Genomic DNA, 24,341 nt, shown 5'->3' with positions numbered 1-24,341 from the left:
TGCACAAAAGCCCACTGAACCGGTAATGGTCAGTGGGCTTTTTTGTGGCGCCTGATCCTACTTTGGTTTCGCGCTTGCCAGATACGCACCAAGCCGCCGCCCCATCTCTTCGCCGAGGGCCTGCAACCCGCTCAACGGCCGCACCATCACCTCGAACTCTACAATTTTCCCGCTCTCATCGAAGCGAATCATGTCGATCCCCTTCAGTTCTTTCGTCCCCACCTTGGCACTGAACTCCAGCACCACATTCAAACCATCGGCAGTCGCCAGTTCGCGGTGGTATTTGAAGTCTTCAAACACATCGAACACGGTGTTGAGGATCATCGTCACCACTGGCGCGCCGGGGTAAGGCGAGTGGGCCATGGGCGAGCGGAATACCGCGTTCGGGTCGAGCAGTTCGGGCAAGGCCTTGAGATTGCCGGTGCGGATCATCTCGTGCCAGTGCTTTAGGGATTCGGCGGCGTTGGGGTGCAGGTTCAGTTCGGACATTGACCACTCCTGGGATTGTTATTGTTCTGCGCGCGACGGCAATCACTCTAGTTCAAAGCGGCGGATCACGAACCGTTGTGTGCCGATCTGAATACCAGAGCATGTCTGGAGCGGATCAGATTGGCATCTGATCTGTATTTTTCTGTTGGATCTGCCTCTGTAACCGGCTCAGTCAGGCGCTCAGAATAGCCCGGCAATTCGGTCACCCGCGGCAGCCCTTCATCCCGAAGCGCCCGGTGCACCGCAAGCTCAACATTAAGGAGAGCAGCATGAACAAGATGGCGATTTTCCTCGGTGGGTTTCTGACGTTGACCATTCTGATCGGAATGCTTGCGACGATTTCTCCGGTCTGACCCCGGCAGCACTCCACCAGACTCCAGCGCCCTTTTTTATCGAAGGGCGCGGCTGTTTCTACTGCGTTGTCATTTCTCGCATCACACGGTACTGGACTGAACCGGGAGGCGGCGCAAGCGATTGAGGGTGTCTGTACCGGCCTCTTCGCGAGCAAGCCCGCTCCCACATGGATTTGTGAACAACACAGATCCAGTGTGGGAGCGGGCTTGCTCGCGAAGGGGCCAGTAGCGTCACTGAAAAGCTATCAAGCGAATCAAGGCGCACCAAACACCATCGTCCAGTAAACCCCCTCATCACTGCGCGCCTCTCTGGCGAACCCGGCACCGACCTGAGTGAACATCGGGTTCATCAGGTTGGCGCAATGGCCGGGGCTGGCCAGCCATCCGGCCATCGCCTTGGCCGGTGAGCTCTGCCCGGCGGCGATGTTTTCGCCGATCTGCCGGCCCCGATAACCCGCCGCCCGGGCGCGATCCGCCGGCAGGTCGCCGTCCGGGTCGCGGTGGGCGAAATAGTTGCCGTAGGCCATGGCTTTGCTGTGGCCTTGTGCGGCGGCGCCCAGCGCGGCGTTCCAGCTCAGGGGGCGGGCGGCGGCGAAGCGTTGGCGCCCGCACATCCGTGGTCGCGCCCGGGCGGCGTTGACTTCGGCGAGCAGGGCCTTGCCGACGCTGCGGTTGTCGCCGACACGACTGTCGAGCACCGGTCGGGCCAGCACCACTTGCCATTCACCACGGGAGCGGCTGACACCGATGTCGGCATACTGGGCGTCGAGCAGGGTGGTGCAGTGGCTGTCTTGCAGCTGTTCGAAGGCTTCCTCGGCATCCCCGGCCCCGATGATGCGGATACTGCGTACCGCCACCGCCGAATACCCCGAAGATTTCAATCTCTCGCGCAAGCCACCGCCGTAGCCATAGCCGATCGGCAGCGCCAGATTCGATTTCAGCGCCAGTGGCGCCAGGCGTTGGGTCGGGCGGCGGTCGCAGCGTTGCGGATGGGCGCGATAGTCGTTGATCGCGGCCACGAGTTGCCGCTCCTCGCTGGCGTGGGAGGTCTCGGTGAACAGTGGGGCAAGGATCAGCAGGCACAGCGAAACGAAGCGTGATGAGCGAACGACATGGCGCATGGGACGGCAGACTCAGGGAAAAGGACAGTGCTGAAGTGGGCAGCCGCGGAATACGGCGCCACTAGGACTGGGCTTTTTGCACTTGGTTCATGCTGGCTACCTGGCTTTTTTGTGGGGTGATTCAGGGGGGGCGAGCCGGACTTTGTGCTGTCTGCACTGGCGTCTTCGCGAGCAAGCTCGCTCCCACCTTGGCAATGCGTACCTCTGTGGGAGCGAGCCTGCTCGCGAAGGGGCCAGTTCAGCCAACGCAATAATCGGCTATCAGCGATCAAGCACTTCCTGCATCCACTGCAGATACTGCACCCGCTCGGAAATCGAGTTGTGCCCCGAATCCGGCACCACCCGCAGCGTCGCCACGCCTTTGGGGAAATGCGTCAGCAGCCGCTGCGTGCTGTCTCGTGGAATCACTTCGTCATCGCTGGCCGCCAACAGCAACGTCGGCACGCGAATGTGCGCGGCATAGCGGCCCGACTCGAAGCGATCCTTCAGCAACCATTTGACCGGAAACCACGGGTATTGGCGGACGGCAATTTCTTCGAGGCTATTGTACGGCGTCACCAGAATCAATCTTGTCGCCGGACGCTGACTCGCCAGCCGCACCGCCACCCCGGAACCCAGGCTGCGCCCGATCACGGCAATCTGTGGATGGCTGGCGTACACCTGATCAAACAGCGCCAACGCATCCTCGGCAATCGCTTCCTCCGAGGGTGAGCCGCCGCTGCCACCGAAGCCCCGGTAGTTCAGCAAAAACACCGCGTAGTCGGGAAAAGCCTCACTGAACGACGGCAGATTGCGCGACACATCTTCGGCATTGCCGCCAAAGTAGATCAGCGCTTTTGGCCCGGCATGCGCGCGCGTGGTCACCCAGACATCGGCCTCCGGCATCGCCAGTTTCAGCCGCGAATCTTCCGTGTTCACGGCGTTTTCAGGCTGGGGGAAATAGATCAGCGAGCGCTGAAAAATGAACAGCGCCCCGCACAGCAACAGGTAGAGGGCGATGAGCAAGGCGACGAGTGACATCAGTTTTCTGGACATTCGACTAACTTTAACGGGGACGCGGGTGTTCGCAGTCGCAGTGTAGTCCAGCGAATCCGGCTGGCCGTCGTCGCACACAAGGTGCAACAGATTCACGCAGCAGGGGAACCCGCATGAGCCACACTGAGGGTTGTTCCCGGCGCCGCTTGCTCACGCTGGCTGCCGGGGTTTCGGCGGTCCTGACCTTTGACCGGGCGTTGGCCACTGCCATCACGCCGACTGCCACTTCGCCGAGCCAGGCAGGAGACCAGACCATGCAGACCCGCGCCATCCCCTCCAGCTCCGAGCTGTTGCCCATGGTGGGCGTGGGCACTTATCGCGGCTTTGACGTTGCTCCGGGCGATCCGGCTTATAAGCTATTGCCAGCAGTGCTCGACGAGCTGTTCAAAAAGGGTGGCACGTTGATCGACAGCTCACCGATGTATGGCCGCGCCGAGCAAACTACTGGCGAGCTGCTATCGATTCACGAACCGCGTTCACCCGCGTTTCTGGCGACCAAGGTCTGGACCCGAGGGCGCAAGGAAGGTATCGCGCAGATGGAGGAATCCTTCCGTCTGCTGCGCACCGAACGCATCGACCTGATGCAGATCCACAACCTGCTGGACTGGCAAAGCCATCTGCCAACCCTGCGCGAATGGAAAGAGCAGGGGCGCATTCGCTACATCGGCATCACCCATTACACGCCGTCGGCCTACGATGAAGTCGAAGCAGTGCTCAAGGCCGAACAACTGGATTTTTTGCAAATCAACTACGCCCTCGATGACCGTGGCGTGGAGAAACGCATTCTGCCGCTGTGCCGTGAACGCGGGGTGGCGGTGATCTGCAATCGGCCTTTTGGCGGCGGCGGGTTGCTCGCCCGTCTCAAGGTCAAGCCGTTGCCGGCCTGGGTCTCGGACGTGCAGGTCAACAGCTGGCCGCAACTGGCGTTGAAGTTCCTGCTGTCGCACCCGGCGGTGACTTGCGTGATTCCCGGCACCGGCAATCCGCGCTACATGGCCGACAACGCTGGCGCCGGATTCGGGCCGATGCTCACCGATGCGCAGCGGCATCAGTTGATTGCGCTGCTGGGGTAGGCGGTCAACCGCGATAGCGCAACGCCTCCACCAACAGCGCAAACGCCGGCGCAGCCTGGCGTCGGCTCGGGTAGTACAGGTGGTAACCGGCAAACGTCGGGCACCAGTCTGCCAGCACTTGCACCAGACGCCCGTCGGCCAGATACGGCGCGACGATATTTTCCGGAATGTAGCTGAGGCCGAAACCGTCGACTGCGGCGTCGAGTAGCGGGTAGACACCGTTCAGTGTGACTTGCCCGGACACCCGCACCTTGAGGCTTTCGTCACCCTTCTCGAATTCCCAGGTGTACAGCCCGCCGTTGGTGGGCAGGCGCAAGTTGTTGCAGGCGTGGTCAGTCAAATCTCTTGGCGTTTGCGGGTGTGTACGGTCGGCGAAATAGGCCGGCGAGCCGACCACCGCCATGCGCATGTCCGGGCCGATGCGGGTGGCGATCATGCCTTGGGCCACGTCTTCGCCCAGCCGAATGCCGGCGTCGAAGCCTTGTCCGGCGATGTCGACGAAACCGTAATCGCAGATCACCTCGACGGCGATGTCCGGGTACTGGGGCAGGAATTCCTTGAGCACCGGGCGCAGCAGCCAGTTCAGCGAATGGTCGGTGGCGCTGATGCGGATCCGGCCGGCCGGGGTTTCGCGCAGGTTGCTCAGGGCCGCCAGTTCCTGTTCGATCTCTTCGAAGCGCGGGCCGATGGTCTGCAGTAAATGTTCGCCAGCCTCGGTGGGTGAGACGCTGCGCGTGGTGCGGGTCAGCAGGCGCAGGCCCAGACGCGCTTCAAGGGCGCGGATGGTATGGCTGAGCGCCGATTGCGAGACGCCGAGTCTGGCCGCGGCTTTGGTGAAGCTGCGCTCGCGGGCCACGGCGAGGAAGGCGAGCAGGTCACTGGCGTTTTCTCGAAGCATTAATGAGTGTCCTGCATAAGTTTTTTCGAATTCTAGTCGATTATTTGAAGAGTACGGCTCGGTAAAGTGCGGCTATTGATCACCGGAGACCATCGCCATGAACCCGATTGCCGCTTCTGCACTGACCCTGTCCTTACTTGCGGGTGAGGCCCAGGCCAACGAATCCCCGCGTGTCATTGTCACCCCCAACGGCTCGCAACCCTCGGCCCAAGGCCCGGCAGACTGGTTCACCGGCACTGTGCGTGTTGACGCGCCGTTCAAGGGCAGCGATGCCGCGCGTGTCAGCGGCGCCACGGTGACCTTCGAACCCGGCGCACGTACGGCGTGGCATACCCATCCGTTGGGTCAGACGCTGATCGTCACCGCCGGTTCAGGTTTTGTTCAAGAGTGGGGTCAGCCGGTTCGACAGATCCGTCCCGGCGATACGGTGTGGATCGCGCCGCAGGTGAAGCACTGGCATGGCGCCGCGCCGACCACGGCGATGACGCACATTGCGATTGCCGAAGTGCTGGACGGTGAAGTGGTGGAGTGGATGGAGCAGGTGAGTGCTGAGCAGTATTTGCGATCCGAGTGACGCGGTTCCCTCACCCCAGCCCTCTCCCGGAGGGAGAGGGGGCCGATTGGGGGATGTCTGTGAGCACTACGCTGAGTCCATAATCGACACGACCTCTCATGTCGGCGCATCGCATAAGACAACTCGGTCAGTCCCCTCTCCCTTTGGGAGAGGGTTAGGGTGAGGGGCTTTTCCAGGTTGCTCAGGTCATCTCCGGCAACGAATCGAGGATCTTGTCCAGCGTAATCGGATACTCACGCACCCGCGCCCCGGTGGCGTTGTAGATCGCATTCGCCACCGCCGCACTCACGCCGCAAATCCCCAGTTCACCCACACCCTTGGCTTTCATCGGCGATGAAATCGGATCGGTCTCATCGAGGAAAATCACCTCCTGATGCGGGATGTCGGCATGCACCGGCACCTCGTATCCGGCCAGGTCATGATTGACGAAAAAGCCCAGCCGCTTGTCCACCGCCAGCTCTTCCATCAGCGCCGCACCGACGCCCATGGTCATCGCGCCGATCACCTGGCTGCGCGCGGCTTTCGGGTTGAGAATCCGTCCCGCCGAGCAGACGGCGAGCATGCGCCGCACGCGGACTTCGCCGGTCGCTGCATCCACCGCAACCTCCACGAAATGCGCGCCGAAAGTCGATTGCTGATACTGCTTGGCGAGGTCGGCGAACTCGATGCTGTCCTCGGCCTCGAGCACACCATCTTTTGCCGCATCACGCAGCGGCAGGGTCTTGCCGCCGGCGCGCACCTGACCGTCGGCGAACTCGACGTCGCTGCCGCTAAGGCCCAGTTTGCCGGCCACCGCTTCACGCAGTTTCATGCACGCGGCATACACCCCGGCAGTCGAGCAGTTGCCGCCGAACTGGCCACCGGAGCCGGACGATACCGGGAAGGTCGAATCCCCCAGATGCACGCTGACGTCCGCCAGGTCCACGCCCATCATCTCGGCCGCGGTCTGCGCAATGATCGTGTAGCTGCCGGTGCCGATATCGGTCATGTCGGTTTCCACCGTGACCTTGCCGTCGCGCTCCAGCCGCACCCGGGCGCCGGACTTCAGCAGCAGGTTGTTGCGAAACGCGGCGGCGACGCCCATGCCGATCAGCCAGCGACCTTCGCGACGGCTGCCGGGAGTAGCATTGCGCTGGTTCCAGCCGAATTTCTCGGCACCGGTCTGCAAGCATTCGATCAGGCGTCGCTGGGAAAACGGACGCTCGGTTTTTACCGGATCAACCTGGGTGTCATTAAGGATGCGGAACTGCACCGGGTCGAGCTTGAGCTGCTCGGCCATTTCGTCCATGGCGATTTCCAGCGCCATCAGCCCCGGTGCTTCACCCGGCGCGCGCATGGAATTGCCTTCGGGCAGATCCAGCGGCGCCCGGCGCATGGTCACCCGGCGGTTTTCTCCGGCATAGAGCAACTGACTCGGCTGCGCGGCGACTTCGACCTTACCGTCCTTGAGGTTACCCGACCAGCCTTCGTGGGCGATGGCGCTGAGCTTGCCGTCCGCCGTGGCGCCCATCCGAATGCGCTGGATCGTGGCCGGTCGATGGGTGGTGTTGTTGGCCATTTGCGGGCGGGCGAGGGCGACTTTCACCGGGCGGTTGGCCAGGCGCGCACCGAGGGCGGCGAGGATCGCGTCGGCACGAATGAACAGTTTGCCGCCGAAGCCACCGCCAATGTACGGCGAGATCAGGCGCACGTTTTCCTTGGGCAGGCCAAGGGTCGTGGCGACGTCGCCGACGCTCCAGGCGATCATCTGGTTGGAGGTCCACAAGGTCAAATGATCACCTTTCCACGCGGCCAGGGTTGCGTGCGGCTCCATCATCGCGTGGGACTGATCGGGAGTGGTGTAGGTCTGGTCGAACTGCACCGGCGCGGCGGCAAAGGCCTTGTCAAAATCGCCGTGGGTGACGTCGGGCAACTCGTCGTCTTCGACGCCTTGGTCAAGCACGTTGGCCAGTTCGAACTCGCCTTTGGCCGCGACGTAGTCGACCTTGACCAGTTGTGCTGCGGCGCGGGCCTGTTCGAAGGTCTTGGCGACCACCAGCGCCACGGCCTGGTGATAGTGCTGCACCTCGGGCCCGGCGAGCAGCGGCGCCGAGTTGTATTGGCCTTTGCCAAGCTTGCCGGCATTGGCGGCGGTGACGATGGCCAGCACGCCGGGCGCCGCTTGCGCAGCGTCGAGATCGATGTGGCTGATGCGGCCCTTGGCGATGGCCGAGCCGACCATGAAACCGTAAGCCTGATTCGCCACGGCCTCGTGCTGCTCGTAGGCATATGGCGCCTGACCGCTGGTTTTCAGCGGGCCTTCGATGCGGTCGGTGGGTTTGCCGACGACCTTGAGCTGGTCAATCGGGTTGGTGGTGGCGGGCGTGTCGAACTTCATGCTTCATCCCTCGCTTGCGCCAACACCGAGCCGAGCGTGCGCTCGACCAGGGTCAGTTTGAATTGGTTGTCGTGGGTTGGCGTGGCACCGTCGAGCAAGCGTTCGCTGACGGCTTTTGCGCCTTTGGGCAGCAACGCGTCGGCGGCTTCCACCCGCCACGGTTTCGGCGCAATACCGCCGACCGCCACACGGCCGCTGCCGTCCTTTTGCAGGATCAGACCGACCGACACCAGCGCGAAAGCGTACGACGAGCGATCGCGCACCTTGTGATAAATGTGCGTGCCGCCAACCGGGGGGGGAAGGGTTACCGAAGTGATGAACTCGCCGGGCGTGAGGCTGGTTTCGATGTTCGGCGTATTGCCTGGCAGTTGATGGAAATCGGCGATGGCGATGCTGCGTGTGCTGCCGTCCGGCTTCACCGTTTCAACCTGCGCATCGAGGGCGCGCATGGCAATCGCCATGTCACTCGGGTGGGTCGCGATGCAGGCGTCGCTGACGCCGATCAGCCCCAATTGACGACTGACCCCGCCAATCGCCGCGCAGCCACTGCCGGGCTGGCGTTTGTTGCAGGCCTGATTGACGTCGTAGAAGTACGGGCAGCGGGTGCGTTGCAGCAGGTTGCCGGCGGTGCTCGCCATGTTGCGCAACTGGCCCGAGGCCCCGGCGAGCAGGGCGCGGGAGAGCAACGCGTAATCCTTGCGCACGCGGCTGTCAGCGGCCAGATCGGTGTTGCGCACCAGCGCGCCGATGCGCAATCCGCCTTCGGGCGTGGTTTCGATTTGATCGAGACCCAAGTGGTTGACGTCGATCAGGTGCAGTGGGGTTTCGATGTCGAGTTTCATCAGGTCCAGCAGGTTGGTGCCGCCGGCGATGAATTTCGCGCCTTCGACCTGCGCCGCCAGCGCTGCTGCTGCGGCGGGGGAATCGGCGCGGCTGTAATTGAACGCTCTCATGCTGGCACCTGCGCGACTTCAGTGATGGCTTCGATGATGTTCGAGTAGGCGCCGCAGCGGCAGATGTTGCCGCTCATGCGTTCCTGGAATTCGCTGGCGATCAGTTGCGGGGCTTCGGTCAGGCTCGGGCTGACGTGGCTGGGAATGCCCTCGCGGATTTCCTTGAGCACCGCCACCGCCGAACAGATCTGCCCCGGCGTGCAATAGCCGCACTGGTAGCCGTCATGCTTGATGAACGCGGCCTGCATCGGGTGCAGGTTGTCGGGCATGCCCAGGCCTTCGATGGTGGTGATCTCGCTGCCTTCATGCATCACCGCAAGCGTCAGGCAGGAGTTGATCCGGCGGCCGTCGGCGATGACGGTGCAGGCACCGCACTGGCCGTGGTCGCAGCCTTTTTTGCTGCCGGTCAGGTGCAGGTGCTCGCGCAGGGCGTCGAGCAGGGTGGTGCGGTTGTCCACCTCAAGGGCTTGGGGTTTACCGTTTACGTTGATCGTCAGTTTGGCCATGGCGGGTTGCTCCAGACTGGCCGCGTAGGCCTTGAGGCTAATGAAGGGGGGCATTGCAAACGCGGTGGCGGTCACCGCGCCGAGGATCAGGAATCTTCGTCGGGAAATCGTCATGCTTCGATTCCTCTCTGGCTTAATCAGGACGGCAGGGATTGAAGGGCCCAAACGGGCGCGCCGGCATGTTTACCGGTCTCGTCCTTGGAATGACCTGCGCGGAGGGGAAAAGGTTTTTGCGGATTTGCGCTATAGAGTTATGCGCATGGCTCATCAGTCTTCTGATCGACATAGCCAAATTTGGGGGGCATGCCTATCAATGTGGAAGGGGAGCTTGCTCCCGAAGGCGTCGCAACAGTTCGCCTTTGGGTTGAATGACACACCGCTTTCGCGAGCAAGCCCGCTCCCACATTGGGAATGCATTCCAATGTGGGAATGGGTTTGTTCCCACGGAGAATGCAATCCTGGTGGGGAAATAGCTTGTTCCCAAAGGGCAATGCAGTCCAAATGTGGGAGCGGGCTTGCTCGCGAAGAGGCCCCTGCAAGCGACATCAATGCCCGCCAACCACCATGTGCGTAAACGGCGCCACATACGCCTGCAACGTCACCAGCCCGCCCACCAGGATGGCCAGCACGATCGAGTGAAAGAACACGTAGCGCAGAATCTCGCCCTCATGCCCATACCAGCGGGTGGCGGTGGAGGCGACCACGATCGATTGCGCATCGACCATTTTGCCCATCACCCCGCCGGAGCTATTGGCTGCGGCCATCAGCACCGGGCTGATGCCGAGCTGTTCCGAGGTCACCCGTTGCAGTCCGCCGAACAGCACGTTCGAGGCCGTGTCCGAACCGGTCAACGCGACGCCGAGCCAGCCGAGCAGGGTGCCGAACATCGGGTAGAACACCCCGGTCGCGGCAAACGCCAGACCCATGGTGGCGTCCAGTCCGGAATAACGCGTGAGAAATCCTAGCGCCAGCATCGCGGCAATGGTGATCAGCGAAAACCGCACCACCCACAACGTGCGCAGGTATTGCTTGATCAGTTGCGGGATCGAATAGCCCATCAGCAGTCCGCCGACAATCGCCGCCAGCAGGATGCCGCTGCCGGTGGCAGTGAACCAGGTGAACTTGTAGATCGCTTCCTCGGCTTTCGGCGCCGGCACCACCGGCGGGACTTTCTGCACTTGCAGGTGCAGGGTGGTAAAGGTCAGCGCCGGGGAGAAAATCGGGTTGGCCTCATTCAGCGGTTTGCCTTGCGCATCGAGTTTGACCGAATGGGTTACCGGATCCAGCGCCGGGCGCACGTCGAAGATGTTCTTGAAGCCCTGGGTGCCCCAGGCAAACACGAACACCGTGAGGATGATCCACGGCATCCACGCACGCATCACCGCCGGGCGCGCCTGATCGCGGAAGGCGGCGCTGGCGGTGACTGTTTCTTCCTCGACCCTGGAGTTGTCGACCCGCCCGGACAGGGCGGCTGAGGTGTACACCGTCGCCGGTTTCCAGACCCGCAGAAACAGGGTCAGGCAGGCCATGGAAATCAGTGCGGCGATCACGTCCACCAGCATCGGCCCGTGGAAGTTCGACACGAGGAATTGCGGCACCGCGAAGCTGACCCCGGCCACCAGAATCGCCGGCCAGATCTCCAGCATCTTGCGCCACCCGGCAAACGCCCAGATCAACCAGAACGGCACCAGCACCGAGAAAAACGGCAACTGTCGACCGACCATCATCGACAGCTCCATCTCATCCAGCCCGGTGACCTTGGCCAGGGTGATGATCGGCGTGCCGAGGGCGCCGAACGCCACCGGGGCGGTGTTGGCAATCAACGCCAGCCCCGAGGCGGCCAACGGCGAAAAACCGAGGCCGATCAGAATCGCCCCGGTCACCGCCACCGGTGTGCCGAACCCGGCCGCGCCTTCGAAAAACGCGCCGAAGCAGAACGCGATCAGCAGCAACTGCAAACGCCGGTCATCGGTGATTCGCGCCAGGGAGTCCTGCAGCACTTTGAATGAGCCGTTCTCGGTGGTCAGGCGATGCAGAAAGATGATGTTGAGCACGATCCAGCCGATCGGCAGCAAGCCATTGGCCGCACCGAAAAGCGCTGCAGAGCCGGCCATGCTCGCTGGCATGCCGAAGGCGAAGATCGAGATGAGCAGGGCCGACGCCAACGCCAACAGAGCGGCCAGATGCGCCTTGACGTGAAAGAACGCCAGCGCCGCGAGCATCACCACCACCGGCACTGCAGCCATGAGCGTGGAGATCAACGGGTTGCCGAACGGGTCGTAGATTTGCTGCCAGACCATGGTCCACCTCTGCTTGTTGTTATCGAGGCGCAGATCCGTTGCGTGGGTGTCGGTAAGCAGCAGTATAGGTGGCATTTCGCCGCTGCCCGGATGCTGGCGGCGGGCCGATCAACGGTCGTGGTCGGGCAGTGAATCAAAGTCCTTTTGTCCGGTCGTATCAGCGGCTGCGCGCACTGCGTCCTGAAGGCGCGGGCAGAGACAGCCGTTCCGTGGTCAAGACCTTGGTGTTAGGGAAGTTTGAATGAAGCGTGCAACAACCTTGCTGTTGACGATATCCGCCGCTGTTTTGCTGGCTGGCTGTGTGGCGGACTTTGATGATGACCATCGCCACGGACGACATTACGACCGTGATCACGGTCGCTACTACGACCATGACCGGCGTTGGGATGACCGCGACGATGGTCGTCGCGACGGGCGTCGTTACTATCGTGATCGCGACGATGACTGAGTAGAAATCCAAAGGGCGTTCCCGCAACGGGAACGCCCTCGTCGATTAAAAATGAGCGCTCGCCCGGACGCTGGAATGCGCAGGCGCGGTGGCCTCGAGATCCAGCAAATGGGTGGCGAGTATGTCGCTCAGAAAGCGGAACTGATCGTTGATGCCCACCACTTCATTGCTGAAATGATTGCTCGCGGCGGGCATCAGCACATCGTCGAAATCTTCGTTGAACAGCAGCGCCTGGGACTTGCGCGAGACGACCTGCTGGTCGTAGTAGTTGCTGCCGAACACCGGGAAGCTCACGGAGAGGGTGATGGTGCGAATCATGATGGGTACTCCTCGTTGCGTCTCGGATGGGTGGATCGTGCCTTCGCCGGGCGGCGGGCGGAAGGCAATCGTGGCGATGGTGAATATCGACGGCGTTGATGGTTGATGCTTCCCCCTGTGGGAGTGGGCTTGCTCGCGAAGGGGCCGGCACAGCCAACATCTTCATGGCTGACCCACCGCTTTCGCGAGCAAGCCCGCTCCCACAGGGGGAACGCATTTCAAAGTGAGAGCGCCCGTCCGGCCACAAACGACAAATGGCCCAATACCCGCACCTATACTCAAATCTGTTTCCTCCATTCAAGGACTCCACCACCGTGAACCTGCGTGCGCTGAGCCTCGCCGCACTGTGTCTGCTGGCTGGCTGTGCCTCCTCGGCGCGGGCTCCGGTGGCGCCGCGAGCGGTGGTGGTATCGCAGGCGACCTGGCAGCAGATCGACCGCGACATCGTCAGCGCCTCGCAGCAATCCACCGAGCAAGTCAAAGTATTTGCCCGTGGCTCGATGGAACATTGGCGCACTCGCGTCTATCAGCAAACTGAAGAAAATTTCATTCCGTGGTTCAGCAGCTACTGGACCCAGGAATGGCTGTCGATGAAGGTCAGTTGGTACACCATCAGTGCCGGCGGCGAGCAGGATGCGTCGGCCAAGCGCCTGGCGAGCTATCTGCTTGAGCAATATCAGGAAAGAGTGCTGGAACCGGTGGCGGTGGAGATCGATCCGGATGCGATCCTCGGGCAGGCCACGGCGTTCTACGCGCAACTGATGGCCCAGCAGATGCCGCTCATCGCCCAGCGTTACGGTGTGCCGGTGGCCCAGCTCAACGGGCGTCTGCAAAAGGTCCCGGCGATTGCCCTCGGGCCGCCGCCGGCGCGGGATGCGTCGCTCTATCAAATCATCAGCACCGAGCCGCTGAACACCTTGCCGGCGTATGCCGCGTTGATCGACAAGATCCACACCGAAGGCGGCAGCAAGGGCATCGCTTCGACCGACGCCGGCATGGCCCCCGTAGCCAAACGCGCCAGCCAGCGGATGGAGGCGGAAATGGCTCCGCGCGGAGCGGCCAGTGCGGTGGCGGCTGCGGCGGGCAAGTTGGTCGGCGGGGTGATCTCGATCGGCGTGGCGGGCATCCGCGCGATCATCCAGGCCAACGACCGGCCCGACAGCGAAGCGCTGATTCGCAGCAGCTTGGGCAGCACGTTCGACAAGGCCTGGGCGAAATTGCTGCAGAACCCGACCACCGGGGTCATGGCCGGAACCCTGCATATCGCCGGGCAGGTCGAGGGCAGCCTTGGCGGGGGCGAACAACCGATGGTCGGGCAGGGCGTGAATCGTGTCGAATGGCAGCCGCCGCAATCGACTACCCGGCAGATCGAACCCAACGTGCGAGGAGAGTGATCATGGCTTACATCGATATTTTTGTAGCACCCGTGCCGAATGCCAATCGCGAACAGTACAAAAAACACTGTGAGATCGCCGCGAAACTGTTCAAGGAATACGGAGCGAAGGAGGTGGTTCAGTGCTGGGGCGATGACGTGCCGGACGGCAAAGTCACGTCATTCCCGATGGCGGTAAAACTCAAGGACGGCGAGACGGTGTCGTCCGGCTGGCTGATCTGGCCCGACAAAGCCACCCGCGATGCCGGAATGGCGAAAATGATGGAAGACCCGCGCATGCAACCGGACGTCAACCCAATGGGGTTTGATGGGCAGCGGATGATCTTTGGGGGCTTCAAGAACATTCTTGAAGCCTGAAGACCAGCGCAAATCCATTGTGGGAGCGGGCTTGCTCGCGAAGGGGTCGGCACTGCCACTATCTTCATGGCTGACCCACCGCTTTCGCGAGCAAGCCCGCTCCCACCCTGGAGTTGTGGTGTGCCCACGATTGTCGTCATCCTGCGAAACCCTGTGGGAGCGGGCTTGCTCGCGAAGGGGTCGGCACAGCCACTATCTTCATGGCTGACCCGCCGCTTTCGCGAGCAAGCCCGCTCCCACAATGGCCTGTGATTACTCTGGAGAGGGGGTGATCCGGCAGCTTTTGCGGTTGCGGATTTGCTCTTCCGTTGGCCGTTCGCGGACGAATTCGAAACGCGGTTCACCTTCGCTGTAATGCACCAGCCAGCCCCATTCCAGCTCGGTTTCATCCTGCCCTGGGCTGGGTGGCCGGGCCCACCACGGTTCTTTGCTGAGGATCTCGCGCATGGCGACCTCCGGTTCGATGGCAATCCTTGAACTATAGCCGGGCGTCGCCAGTCGTCAGAGAAGCCTGTGTAGAATCGGCTGATCGACGAGCGAAGGAGTTGGCCCATGACCGATGATGCGCGCAGGGATGAACCGTTCAAGCGACTGTTTTTTGCCCTCGACTGCCCGCCACCGCAACGCAAGGCCATTGCCCAGTGGCGCGGCGAGCTGGGGTTGCGCACCGGCAAAGCGGTGCCGGCGGATAACTTTCACCTGACGCTGCTGTTTCTCGGTGCCGTACCGCTGGCGCAGATCAATGAAGTTTGCGAGGCCGCCGGCAAGGTGCGTACGCCGGCTGAACCGTTACGGATTGCGCTGGATCGTCTGCAGGTCTGGCATCGGGCGGGGATCCTGTCGCTGGCGCCGGAGCAGGCGCCGCCGGCCCTGTTGCGTCTGGTGTATGCGCTGGAGCAGGCGATGCTGCCGTTCGGCTTCGAAGAATCACCACGCGAGTTTCGCCCGCACCTGACCCTGGCCCGTGACTATCGAACAGAGGCGCCGGAGGCCACTACGCCGCCGGAGTTTTTCCTGCGCGCCGAGCGCTTTGCCTTGTTCGAATCGCACAAGGGTCGCTATCGAATCCTGCAGGATTGGCCATTGAATTGAGCGCAGAAAAAAAGGCGCCCGAGGGCGCCTGAAATTCACCTGAGCCGAGGGAGCCAGGTGAGGCCGTTCATTGCAGGGTGCAGCGGTGGTAAGGCGCTGCGTGAACGGGAAATCAATGATTCTGCGAGTGAACACCGACCCTGTGGGAGCGAGCTTGCTCGCGAAGGCGTCGGCTCATTCAACATCTGTATGGCTTGATCCACCGCTTTCGCGAGCAAGCTCGCTCCCACATTTGGATCTGTGCTTGGCCTATTTACCGAGTTTCACCCGGGTCCAGCCGCGGGTCATGATCCGTTGGGTGGCAATCGGCTGATCCGGCACCGCATACAACGTCGCCATCACCGCCTGCGACGGATACGAACCCGGATCGTTGCGGATCGCTTCGTCCACCAGTGGCGTCGCCGCCGAGTTGGCGTTGCTGTAGCCGTTGCTGTTGGTGATCTCGGCGATGATGTCCGGGCGCATCAGGAAGTTCATGAACAGGTAGGCGTTCTCGACGTTCGCCGCATCGCGCGGGATCGCGACCATGTCGTAGAAACTGCCGGCGCCTTCCTTCGGAATGCTGTAGTCGATCTGCACTTTGTTGCCGGCTTCCACCGCACGGGCCTTGGCCTGCAGCACGTCACCGGAGTAACCGACCGCCACGCATATATTGCCGTTGGCCAGGTCCGAGATGTACTTCGAGGAGTGGAAGTACGCCACGTACGGGCGGATCTTCATGAACAGTGCTTCGGCTTCGAGGATGTGCGCCTTGTCCTTGTCGTTCACCGGGTAGCCCAGATAGTGCAGGGCGGCCGGGATCATTTCGGTCGGCGAGTCGAGGAAGCTGATGCCGCAGGCTTTCAGCTTCTCCGCGTTTTCCGGCTTGAACAGCAAGTCCCAGGAGTTGGTCGGGGCCTTGGCGCCGAGCACTTCCTTGACCTTGTCCGGGTTGTAGCCGATGCCGATCGAGCCCCACATGTACGGGAACGCGTGAGCGTTGTCCGGATCACTGGCGGAGGCGTTTTTCAGCAGCACCGGGTTGAGATTCTTCCAGTTCGACAGTTTCGATTTGTCCAGCGGCTGATAGACCCCGGCCTTGATTTGTTTGGCCAGGAAACTGTTGGACGGCACGACGATGTCGTAACCGGATTTGCCCGCCAGCAAACGCGCCTCGAGGGTCTCGTTGCTGTCGAACACGTCGTAGGTCACCTGGATGCCGGTCTCGTCTTCGAACTTCTTGACGGTGTCCGGCGCGATGTAATCGGACCAGTTGTAAACACGCAGCACCTTGTCGTTGGCCTGGACGCCCGTGGCGATTGCGCCCATTAAGGACAGTGTCAGCAGAGTCCTGCCAAACATTTTCATCGGTGAAACTCCATTCTTTTTATTCAAAAACACAAACCGGGGTGTACGTAAAACCTGTGGTGAGGGAGCTTGCTGTGGTGAGGGGATTTATCCCCGATCGGCTGCGAAGCAGTCGCCAAACCATTGCATGCGGTGTTCCTGTTACACCGCAAGTGCTTGGCTTGGGGCCGCTTCGCGACCCATCGGGGATGAATCCCCTCGCCACAGTGTTCATCGGTGTTGCTTAGGCAGTGGCGGCGCGTTGCGGTTGCTGCCACGCCTCATTCGCCGTCTGATCCATCGCTTCCTGAATCGCCTTCTTGCGGTTGGCTTCTGCCTTGCGGCCGAAGTACCAGACCAGGAAGGTCACCAGCGACACCGCCAGCAGAATCAGGCTAGCCACCGCGTTGATCTCAGGTTTCACGCCCAGGCGCACCGCCGAGAACACTTCCATCGGCAGCGTGGTCGAGCCCGGGCCGGAGACGAAGCTCGCCAGCACCAGGTCATCCAGCGACAGGGCGAACGACATCATCCCGCCCGCTGCCAGCGACGGCGCGATCATTGGAATGGTGATCAGGAAAAACACCTTGAACGGCTTGGCCCCCAGATCCATCGCGGCTTCTTCGATCGACAGATCCAGCTCCCGCAGGCGGGCGGAGACTACCACCGCCACATAGGCGGCACAAAACGTGGTGTGGGCGATCCAGATGGTGACGATGCCACGCTCCTGTGGCCAGCCGATCAGTTGCGCCATCGCCACGAACAGCAGCAACAGCGACAGACCGGTGATCACCTCAGGCATTACCAGTGGCGCCGTCACCAGACCGCCAAACAGCGTGCGACCCTTGAAGCGCGTCACTCGCGTCAGGACGAAGGCGGCGAGGGTGCCCAGTGCGACGGCGGCAATCGCGGTGTAGCAGGCGATTTCCAGCGAGCGCACCACCGAGCCCATCAGTTGCGTGTTGTCGAGCAGGCCGACGTACCACTTCACTGACCAGCCTCCCCATACCGTCACCAGTTTCGAGGCGTTGAACGAGTAGATCACCAGAATCAGCATCGGCAGATAAATGAACATCAGGCCGAAGATCAACATGAACTTGGAAAAACCGAAGCGTTTCATCCCCGTGCCTCCATCTCTTTGGCCTGGCTGCGGTTGAACAGCAGAATCGGCACAATCAGGATCAACAGCATCACCACCGCCAGCGCAGACGCCACCGGCCAGTCGCGGTTATTGAAGAACTCTTGCCACAGCACGCGACCGATCATCAGCGTCTCCGGGCCACCCAGCAGTTCCGGAATCACGAACTCGCCGACCACTGGAATGAACACCAGCATGCAACCGGCGATGATGCCGTTCTTGGCCAGCGGCACGGTGATTTTCCAGAAGTTGTTGAAGTTGCTCGAACCTAGATCCGACGCGGCTTCCAGCAGGCTGCCGTCGTGTTTCACCAGGTTGGCGTACAGCGGCAACACCATGAATGGCAGGTACGCATAGACCACGCCGATATACACCGCGGTGTTGGTGTTGAGGATCTCGATCGGGTGATCGGTGAGCCCGGTCCACATCAGAAATGCATTGAGCAGACCGTTGTTGCTGAGGATGCCCATCCACGCATACACGCGGATCAGGATCGCGGTCCAGGTCGGCATCATGATCAACAGCAGCAGGACGTTTTGCGCTTCCTTGCTCGCCTTGGTGATTGCGTAGGCCATCGGGAAACCGATCACCAGGCACATCATCGTGCTCAGCGCCGCGACCTTCAGCGAACCGAGGTAGGCCGACAGGTACAGCTCGTCTTCGCCGAGCATGGTGTAGTTGCCGATGTTGAGCATCAGCTGGAATTTCTGTTCGGCGTAGGTGTAGATCTCCGAGTACGGCGGGATCGACAGCGCAGCCTCCGAGAAGCTGATCTTCATCACCAGGAAGAACGGCAGCATGAAGAACAGGAACAGCCAGATGAACGGGATGCCGATGACGAACTTTCGCCCGCTGGGCACCAGGCGCAGGAATTGCTGATTGAAGGTTCTCATGAGCGCAGTACCACGCCGCTGTCGTCTTCCCACCACACGTAGACCTTGTCGTCCCAGGTCGGACGCGCGCCGCGGCGTTCGGCGTTGGCCATGAACGACTGGACGATCTTGCCGCCCGGCAGCTCGACGTAAAACACCGAGTGGCCGCCGAGGTAGGCGATGTCATGCACCTTGCCTTCGGACCAGTTGTAGCGGACTTCGGGTTTGATGGTGCTGACGAGCATTTTTTCCGGACGGATCGCGTAGGTGATCGACTTGTCCTGCACCGACGTGCTGACGCCGTGGCCGACGTAGATCTTCTGCTGCAGGTCCGGGCTGTGGATGATCGCGTGACCTTCAAGGTCTTCCACCACGGTGCCGTCGAAGGCGTTCACGTTACCGATGAATTCGCAGACCATTCTGCTGACCGGCGCTTCATAGATGTCCACCGGGCTGCCGATCTGGGCGATCCAGCCGAGGTGCATGATCGCGATGCGCTCGGCCATGGTCATGGCCTCTTCCTGGTCGTGGGTCACCATCACGCAGGTCACGCCGACGCGCTCGATGATCTCGACCAGTTCCAGTTGCATCTGCGAGCGCAGCTTTTTATCCAGCGCGCCCATCGGCTCGTCGAGCAGCAACAGCTTTGGACGTTTAGCGAGGGAGCGGGCAAGGGCGACGCGCTGGCGCTGACCGCCGGACAACTGATGGGGTTTGCGTTTGGCGTATTGGGTCATGTGCACCAGGCGCAGCATCTCTTCGACACGGGCATCGATTTCGCTGGCCGGCAAACGGTCCTGCTTGAGGCCGAAGGCGATGTTCTGCGCCACAGTCATGTGCGGGAACAGCGCGTAGGACTGGAACATCATGTTGATCGGCCGCTCGTAGGGCGGCATGTCGGTGATGTCCACGCCGTCGAGCAGAATCCGCCCTTCGGTCGGGCGCTCGAAACCGGCGAGCATGCGCAGCAGGGTCGATTTGCCCGAGCCGGAGCCACCGAGCAGGGCAAAGATTTCGCCCTGATGGATCTCCAGGGACACATCGTCCACTGCTGTGGTTTCGTCGAACTTCTTGGTGACACGATCGACTTTCACCAGAACCTTTTTCGGTTGCTGGTGGCCTTCAAGTGCCTTCCGGTAAGTGCTGGAGGCGTTTGCCATGTGAAACTCCCAACAGGTTTCGTTCGCTCGGCCAACGTGGCCGGGCTTAAGTGGATTGCAAGCCTGTAAGCGCATTGCCTGTCGGATCACATTCCCCTGTGGGAGCGAGCTTGCTCGCGAAGACGTCGTGTCAGCCGACATCGTTGTTACCTGACACACCGCTTTCGCGAGCAAGCTCGCTCCCACAGGGTTTTGCGTTGTCCTGACGGGCACTGCTCCTACGATCCGGCTTGGTCGGCGCCGCCGTCCTGGCTGCCTGGGTCGTACTTGTTGTTATTACGGTTTGTTGTTTTCACGGATGACGGATGCGCACACGCGCAACCGCCGACCCCGTGGGGGCAGTAAACAGTTTTGAAATCCTGGGTGGTGTCAGCGCTGGCTGCGACGCGTCGCCCGTTGCCGGCAAGCCTCACCGAATGCCTGGAAAATCTTCAGGTAGTTCGGGTTGTCCAGCACCTGCCATTCCGGGTGCCATTGCACGCCGAGGGCGAAGGTCGGGCTGTGCTCGACCGAGATCGCCTCGATCAGGCCATCCGGCGCCACCGCTTCGGCACGCAGGCCGGGCGCGAGGCGGTCGATGCCCTGACTGTGAATCGAGTTGACCTGGAACTCGCCCGGCAACGCCAGCGCTTCGAACACGCCGCCCGCCAACACGCTCACGGCATGCGCCGGTGCGTATTGCACGGCCACGTCCGGGCTGTCGGCTTCGCGGTGATCGAGCATGCCCGGCAGCTCATGCACTTTCTGGTGCAGGCTGCCGCCGAAGGCCACGTTCATTTCCTGGAAGCCACGGCAGATGCCGAGTACCGGAACGCCCGCCGCAATGGCTGCACGCAATAGAGGAAGGGTGGTGGCGTCCCGCGCCGGATCGTGATCCGTGCCGGGTTCGCTGGCCGGGCCTTGATAGTGGAAGGGTTCCACGTTCGAGGGCGAGCCGGTCAGCAACAGACCGTCGAGTTGACCGAGCAGGTCTTCGATTTCAGTCAGTTTGCCAAGGGAAGGAATGACCACCGGCAGCCCCAGCGCCGCAACGCTGACAGCGCGAACGTATTTGTCGCCGCTGATGTGATAGGGGTGCAGGCCAATCTGTTTGACGCACGCAGTAACGCCGATCAATGGCTTGAATGCCATTTTTATTCACCTCGAAGTTTGACACTTGAACGAGCTTTTCCGGAGCTTAGCCTCGTTGATTTTAATTAACAACTGCCATGTAAAAAATTCTAAACGCCGTTCATCCAATCTTCATGATTCCAGGCCTTGCGGCGCCTGCATTGGCACGTGAGTGTTAAAAAATGCCCGAAAAATAAACGCTGAGCGGCCAGGTGTTCGCTATTGACTTCACTTTGCCTTTCGGATTGACTGGCTCGGCGAAACAGCGGTGAACATAATAATTAACAGCTAAATAGGTGCATCATGTCGGTCCCTCTGCGTGCCGTTCAACTCAACGAAGCAAACGCATTCCTTAAGAAACATCCTGAGGTTTTGTACGTCGACCTTCTGATTGCAGACATGAACGGTGTGGTGCGCGGCAAGCGCATCGAGCGCACCAGTCTTCACAAGGTTTACGAGAAAGGCATCAACCTGCCGGCCTCGCTCTTCGCCCTCGACATCAATGGCTCCACGGTGGAAAGCACCGGCCTGGGCCTGGACATCGGCGACGCCGACCGCATCTGCTACCCGATCCCGGGCACCCTGAGCATCGAGCCGTGGCAGAAGCGCCCAACCGCACAGTTGCTAATGACCATGCACGAGATCGAGGGCGAGCCGTTCTTCGCCGATCCGCGTGAAGTGCTGGCCAACGTGGTGCGCAAGTTCGATGAACTGGGCCTGACCATCTGCGCCGCGTTCGAACTGGAGTTCTACCTGATCGACCAGGACAACGTGAACGGCCGTCCGCAGTCGCCACGTTCGCCGGTCTCCGGCAAGCGCCCGGTGTCGACTCAGGTGTATCTGATCGACGATCTCGACGAATACGTCGACTGCCTCCAGGACATTCTGGAAGGCGCGAAAGAGCAGGGCATTCCGGCTGACGCCATCGTCAAGGAAAGCGCCCCGGCGCAATTCGAAGTCAACCTGCATCACGTCTCCGACCCGATCAAGGCCTGCGACTACGCGGTGCTGCTCAAGCGTCTGGTGAAGAACATCGCCTACGACCACGAGATGGACACCACCTTCATGGCCAAGCCGTATCCGGGCCAGGCGGGCAATGGTCTGCACGTGCACATTTCGATCCTGGACAAAGAAGGCAACAACATCTTCGCCAGCGAGGATCCCGAGCAGAACGCCGCGCTGCGACATGCGATCGGCGGTGTGCTGGAGACCCTGCCTGCGCAAATGGCGTTCCTTTGCCCGAACGTCAACTCGTACCGCCGTTTTGGTGCGCAGTTCTACGTGCCGAACTCGCCGAGCTGGGGCATCGACAACCGCACTGTTGCAGTCCGTGTGCCAACCGGTTCGGCTGACGCCGTGCGCATCGAGCATCGCGTGGCCGGTGCCGACGCCAACCCGTACCTGCTGATGGCTTCGGTACTGGCCGGTATTCACCACGGCCTGACCAACCAGATCGAGCCGGGCGCGCCGGTTGAAGGCAACAGCTACGAGCAGAACGAACAGAGCCTGCCGAACAACCTGCGCGACGCACTGCGCGAGCTGGACGACAGCGAAGTCATGGCCAAGTACATCGACCCGATGTACATCGACGTGTTCGTCGCGTGCAAGGAAAGCGAGCTGGCCGAGTTCGAGAACTCGATCTCCGACCTAGAGTACAACTGGTATCTGCATACGGTGTGACGTTCAGAAGCCCCTCACCCTAACCCTCTCCCAGAGGGAGAGGGGACTGACCCGGGGATGCTTGGGAAATCCTGCGACCTGAACCTGCTTTACCGAATCCGTAATCGACTCGGTCATTCAGGTCGGCGCAACTCCCGAGACAACTCGGTCGGTCCCCTCTACCTCTGGGAGAGGGCTAGGGTGAGGGCAGCTATCTCAAGCCAGACACGACACCCCCAATTCCCCCTTGTCGAGCCACAACAATGACAACCACACGCAACGACTGGGAACAACGCTTCCAGTCCCTGACCATCGAATCCCGCGCCTTCATCAACGGTGAATACCGCCCGGCGATCAGCGGCGCTACCTTCGAATGCCTGAGCCCCGTCGACGGCCGTTTTCTCGCCTCCGTGGCCAGCACCGATGAAGCCGACGCCAACCTCGCCGTCGAAGTCGCGCGCCAATCGTTCAACTCCGGCGTGTGGGCCAACAAAGCCCCGGCCGAGCGCAAACGCATCCTGATCCGCTTCGCCGATCTGATCCTGCAACACCAGGAAGAACTGGCGCTGCTGGAAACCCTCGACATGGGTAAACCGATCAGCGACTCGATGAGCATCGACATCCCGGCGACCGCCAATGCGATCCGCTGGAGCGCCGAGGCCATCGACAAGATCTACGATGAAGTTGCCGCCACGCCGCACGATCAACTCGGTCTGGTGACCCGCGAGCCATCCGGCGTAGTCGCCGCGATCGTGCCGTGGAACTTCCCGCTGATCATGGCCAGCTGGAAATTCGCCCCGGCCCTGGCCGCGGGCAACTCGTTCATTCTCAAGCCTTCGGAAAAGTCGCCACTGACCGCGATCCGCATCGCCCAGCTCGCGCTGGACGCGGGCATTCCGAAAGGCGTGTTCAACGTCCTGCCGGGCTTCGGCCACACCGTCGGCAAGGCGCTCGCGCTGCACATGGACGTCGACGTGCTGGCCTTCACCGGCTCCACGGCGATTGCCAAACAACTGATGATTTATGCCGGCCAGAGCAACATGAAACGCGTCTGGCTCGAAGCCGGTGGCAAGAGCCCGAACGTGGTGTTTGCCGACGCTCCGGACTTGCGCGCGGCCGCCCAGGCTGCGGCCGGCGCCATTGCCTTTAATCAGGGCGAAGTGTGCACCGCCGGTTCGCGTTTGCTGGTCGAGCGTTCGATCCGCGAGCAATTTATTCCGCTGCTGGTGGAAGCGCTGCAAGCGTGGAAACCGGGGCACGCCCTCGACCCGGCGACCACCGTCGGTGCGGTGGTCGATCAGCGTCAACTGGACAACGTACTGCGCTACATCAGCATCGGCCGTGAGCAGGGCGCCGAGCTGATTGCCGGCGGCCAGCGCACCCTCGAAGAAACCGGCGGCACTTACATCGAGCCGACGATTTTCGACGGCGTGACCAATGCGATGACCATCGCCCGCGAAGAAATCTTTGGCCCGGTGCTGTCGCTGATCACCTTCGACACCGTTGAAGAAGCGCTGCAAATCGCCAACGACAGTATCTTCGGCCTCGCCGCCGGTGTGTGGACCAGCAACCTGAGCAAGGCGCACACCTTCGCCCGTGGCCTGCGTGCCGGCAGCGTCTGGGTCAACCAGTATGACGGCGGCGACATGACCGCACCGTTCGGCGGCTTCAAACAGTCGGGCAACGGTCGCGACAAATCGCTGCACGCGTTCGACAAGTACACCGAGCTGAAAGCGACCTGGATCAAGCTCTGATTTTCTACAGCGGTGGTCGCCCTTGATGGGCGACC

The 24,341-nt window shown here is 61.6% G+C and carries 23 protein-coding genes and 1 pseudogene; 9 read left to right on the top strand and 15 right to left on the bottom strand.

Annotated features, from left to right (window positions below; all coding sequences use genetic code 11):
- Positions 1-57: 57 nt before the first annotated feature.
- From M0808_RS22205 to M0808_RS22195, 3 genes are all read right to left on the bottom strand, one after another.
- The gene (locus tag M0808_RS22205) at positions 58-489 is read right to left on the bottom strand and encodes a nuclear transport factor 2 family protein (RefSeq protein ID WP_247842432.1); all 432 of its coding nucleotides are present in this window, start codon (positions 487-489) and stop codon (positions 58-60) included.
- A 607-nt stretch (positions 490-1,096) separates the two neighbouring features.
- The gene (locus M0808_RS22200) at positions 1,097-1,963 is read right to left on the bottom strand and encodes a CAP domain-containing protein (RefSeq protein WP_247842431.1); all 867 of its coding nucleotides are present in this window, start codon (positions 1,961-1,963) and stop codon (positions 1,097-1,099) included.
- Positions 1,964-2,224: 261 nt separating this feature from the next.
- On the bottom strand, positions 2,225-2,998 hold the full coding sequence (locus tag M0808_RS22195; RefSeq protein ID WP_247842430.1) for an alpha/beta fold hydrolase: 774 nt from the start codon (positions 2,996-2,998) through the stop codon (positions 2,225-2,227).
- 113 nt (positions 2,999-3,111) lie between these two features.
- Here M0808_RS22195 and M0808_RS22190 point away from each other — a divergent pair, with 113 nt between their 5' ends.
- Positions 3,112-4,071, top strand: a complete 960-nt coding sequence (locus tag M0808_RS22190) for an aldo/keto reductase (RefSeq protein WP_247842429.1) — start codon at positions 3,112-3,114, stop codon at positions 4,069-4,071.
- 4 nt (positions 4,072-4,075) lie between these two features.
- Here M0808_RS22190 and M0808_RS22185 read toward each other — a convergent pair whose 3' ends face one another.
- Positions 4,076-4,969: a LysR family transcriptional regulator gene (locus M0808_RS22185; RefSeq protein ID WP_247842428.1), complete on the bottom strand. Its 894-nt coding sequence runs from the start codon at positions 4,967-4,969 to the stop codon at positions 4,076-4,078.
- Positions 4,970-5,066: 97 nt separating this feature from the next.
- Here M0808_RS22185 and M0808_RS22180 point away from each other — a divergent pair, with 97 nt between their 5' ends.
- On the top strand, positions 5,067-5,543 hold the full coding sequence (locus M0808_RS22180) for a cupin domain-containing protein (RefSeq protein WP_115985080.1): 477 nt from the start codon (positions 5,067-5,069) through the stop codon (positions 5,541-5,543).
- 181 nt (positions 5,544-5,724) lie between these two features.
- On the opposite strand, the gene paoC is transcribed toward M0808_RS22180, so the two are convergent.
- The 4 genes from paoC to M0808_RS22160 form a co-directional block, all read right to left on the bottom strand.
- Positions 5,725-7,920, bottom strand: coding sequence for an aldehyde oxidoreductase molybdenum-binding subunit PaoC (gene paoC / locus M0808_RS22175; RefSeq protein ID WP_247842427.1), 2,196 nt, complete (start codon positions 7,918-7,920; stop codon positions 5,725-5,727).
- Entirely contained in the window at positions 7,917-8,873 is a 957-nt protein-coding gene (locus tag M0808_RS22170; protein WP_247842426.1) for a xanthine dehydrogenase family protein subunit M, read from the bottom strand. The genes paoC and M0808_RS22170 overlap by 4 nt, the downstream gene beginning before the upstream one ends.
- Complete coding sequence (gene paoA / locus M0808_RS22165) at positions 8,870-9,517, bottom strand: aldehyde dehydrogenase iron-sulfur subunit PaoA (protein ID WP_256578453.1); 648 nt, start codon at positions 9,515-9,517, stop codon at positions 8,870-8,872. The genes M0808_RS22170 and paoA overlap by 4 nt, the downstream gene beginning before the upstream one ends.
- Before the next feature lie 407 nt (positions 9,518-9,924).
- On the bottom strand, positions 9,925-11,679 hold the full coding sequence (locus M0808_RS22160) for an L-lactate permease (protein WP_225138936.1): 1,755 nt from the start codon (positions 11,677-11,679) through the stop codon (positions 9,925-9,927).
- Between the two features lie 241 nt (positions 11,680-11,920).
- Between M0808_RS22160 and M0808_RS22155 the strand changes: the two genes are divergently transcribed.
- Positions 11,921-12,127 (top strand): hypothetical protein, encoded by a 207-nt coding sequence (locus tag M0808_RS22155; protein ID WP_096796473.1) that lies wholly within the window; start codon positions 11,921-11,923, stop codon positions 12,125-12,127.
- A gap of 45 nt (positions 12,128-12,172) precedes the next feature.
- Here the strand turns inward: M0808_RS22155 and M0808_RS22150 are convergent, their stop codons facing one another.
- Positions 12,173-12,445 carry a hypothetical protein gene (locus tag M0808_RS22150; protein WP_096796472.1) on the bottom strand — a complete coding sequence of 91 codons (273 nt, stop codon included), beginning with the start codon at positions 12,443-12,445 and terminating at the stop codon, positions 12,173-12,175.
- Positions 12,446-12,759: 314 nt separating this feature from the next.
- Here M0808_RS22150 and M0808_RS22145 point away from each other — a divergent pair, with 314 nt between their 5' ends.
- Both M0808_RS22145 and M0808_RS22140 read left to right on the top strand, forming a co-directional pair.
- Positions 12,760-13,839, top strand: coding sequence for a hypothetical protein (locus M0808_RS22145; RefSeq protein ID WP_247842425.1), 1,080 nt, complete (start codon positions 12,760-12,762; stop codon positions 13,837-13,839).
- 2 nt (positions 13,840-13,841) lie between these two features.
- Complete coding sequence (locus M0808_RS22140) at positions 13,842-14,195, top strand: DUF1428 domain-containing protein (RefSeq protein ID WP_247842424.1); 354 nt, start codon at positions 13,842-13,844, stop codon at positions 14,193-14,195.
- A 252-nt stretch (positions 14,196-14,447) separates the two neighbouring features.
- On the opposite strand, the gene M0808_RS22135 is transcribed toward M0808_RS22140, so the two are convergent.
- Complete coding sequence (locus M0808_RS22135) at positions 14,448-14,642, bottom strand: hypothetical protein (RefSeq protein WP_226500136.1); 195 nt, start codon at positions 14,640-14,642, stop codon at positions 14,448-14,450.
- Positions 14,643-14,747: 105 nt separating this feature from the next.
- Between M0808_RS22135 and thpR the strand changes: the two genes are divergently transcribed.
- Positions 14,748-15,287 carry an RNA 2',3'-cyclic phosphodiesterase gene (gene thpR / locus M0808_RS22130; protein ID WP_247842423.1) on the top strand — a complete coding sequence of 180 codons (540 nt, stop codon included), beginning with the start codon at positions 14,748-14,750 and terminating at the stop codon, positions 15,285-15,287.
- Positions 15,288-15,536: 249 nt separating this feature from the next.
- On the opposite strand, the gene M0808_RS22125 is transcribed toward thpR, so the two are convergent.
- From M0808_RS22125 to potA, 4 genes are all read right to left on the bottom strand, one after another.
- Entirely contained in the window at positions 15,537-16,634 is a 1,098-nt protein-coding gene (locus M0808_RS22125) for a polyamine ABC transporter substrate-binding protein (RefSeq protein ID WP_027611685.1), read from the bottom strand.
- 223 nt (positions 16,635-16,857) lie between these two features.
- Entirely contained in the window at positions 16,858-17,733 is an 876-nt protein-coding gene (locus M0808_RS22120; protein WP_098964480.1) for an ABC transporter permease subunit, read from the bottom strand.
- The gene (locus tag M0808_RS22115) at positions 17,730-18,644 is read right to left on the bottom strand and encodes an ABC transporter permease subunit (protein WP_003226104.1); all 915 of its coding nucleotides are present in this window, start codon (positions 18,642-18,644) and stop codon (positions 17,730-17,732) included. Before M0808_RS22115 ends, M0808_RS22120 begins: the two co-directional genes overlap by 4 nt.
- Positions 18,641-19,783, bottom strand: a complete 1,143-nt coding sequence (potA, locus tag M0808_RS22110) for a polyamine ABC transporter ATP-binding protein (protein WP_007962457.1) — start codon at positions 19,781-19,783, stop codon at positions 18,641-18,643. The genes M0808_RS22115 and potA overlap by 4 nt, the downstream gene beginning before the upstream one ends.
- A 74-nt stretch (positions 19,784-19,857) precedes the next feature.
- On the opposite strand from potA, the pseudogene M0808_RS22105 reads away from it, so the two are divergent.
- Positions 19,858-19,971, top strand: a pseudogene (locus M0808_RS22105) (metal ABC transporter ATP-binding protein); the annotation flags it as partial.
- A gap of 181 nt (positions 19,972-20,152) precedes the next feature.
- Here M0808_RS22105 and M0808_RS22100 read toward each other — a convergent pair.
- Positions 20,153-20,914: a gamma-glutamyl-gamma-aminobutyrate hydrolase family protein gene (locus M0808_RS22100; protein ID WP_247842422.1), complete on the bottom strand. Its 762-nt coding sequence runs from the start codon at positions 20,912-20,914 to the stop codon at positions 20,153-20,155.
- Positions 20,915-21,196: 282 nt separating this feature from the next.
- Between M0808_RS22100 and M0808_RS22095 the strand changes: the two genes are divergently transcribed.
- Together M0808_RS22095 and M0808_RS22090 are read left to right on the top strand one after the other, a co-directional pair.
- Positions 21,197-22,573: a glutamine synthetase family protein gene (locus M0808_RS22095; RefSeq protein WP_027611689.1), complete on the top strand. Its 1,377-nt coding sequence runs from the start codon at positions 21,197-21,199 to the stop codon at positions 22,571-22,573.
- Positions 22,574-22,815: 242 nt separating this feature from the next.
- On the top strand, positions 22,816-24,306 hold the full coding sequence (locus tag M0808_RS22090) for an aldehyde dehydrogenase (protein WP_247842421.1): 1,491 nt from the start codon (positions 22,816-22,818) through the stop codon (positions 24,304-24,306).
- The last annotated feature ends 35 nt before the right edge of the window (positions 24,307-24,341 follow it).

Source organism: Pseudomonas sp. MWU12-3103b (assembly GCF_023100615.1).
GTDB lineage: Bacteria > Pseudomonadota > Gammaproteobacteria > Pseudomonadales > Pseudomonadaceae > Aquipseudomonas > Aquipseudomonas putida_A.
The sequence above is the reverse complement of the archived record's forward strand: the minus strand, read 5'-3'. Positions and strand labels throughout refer to the sequence as shown.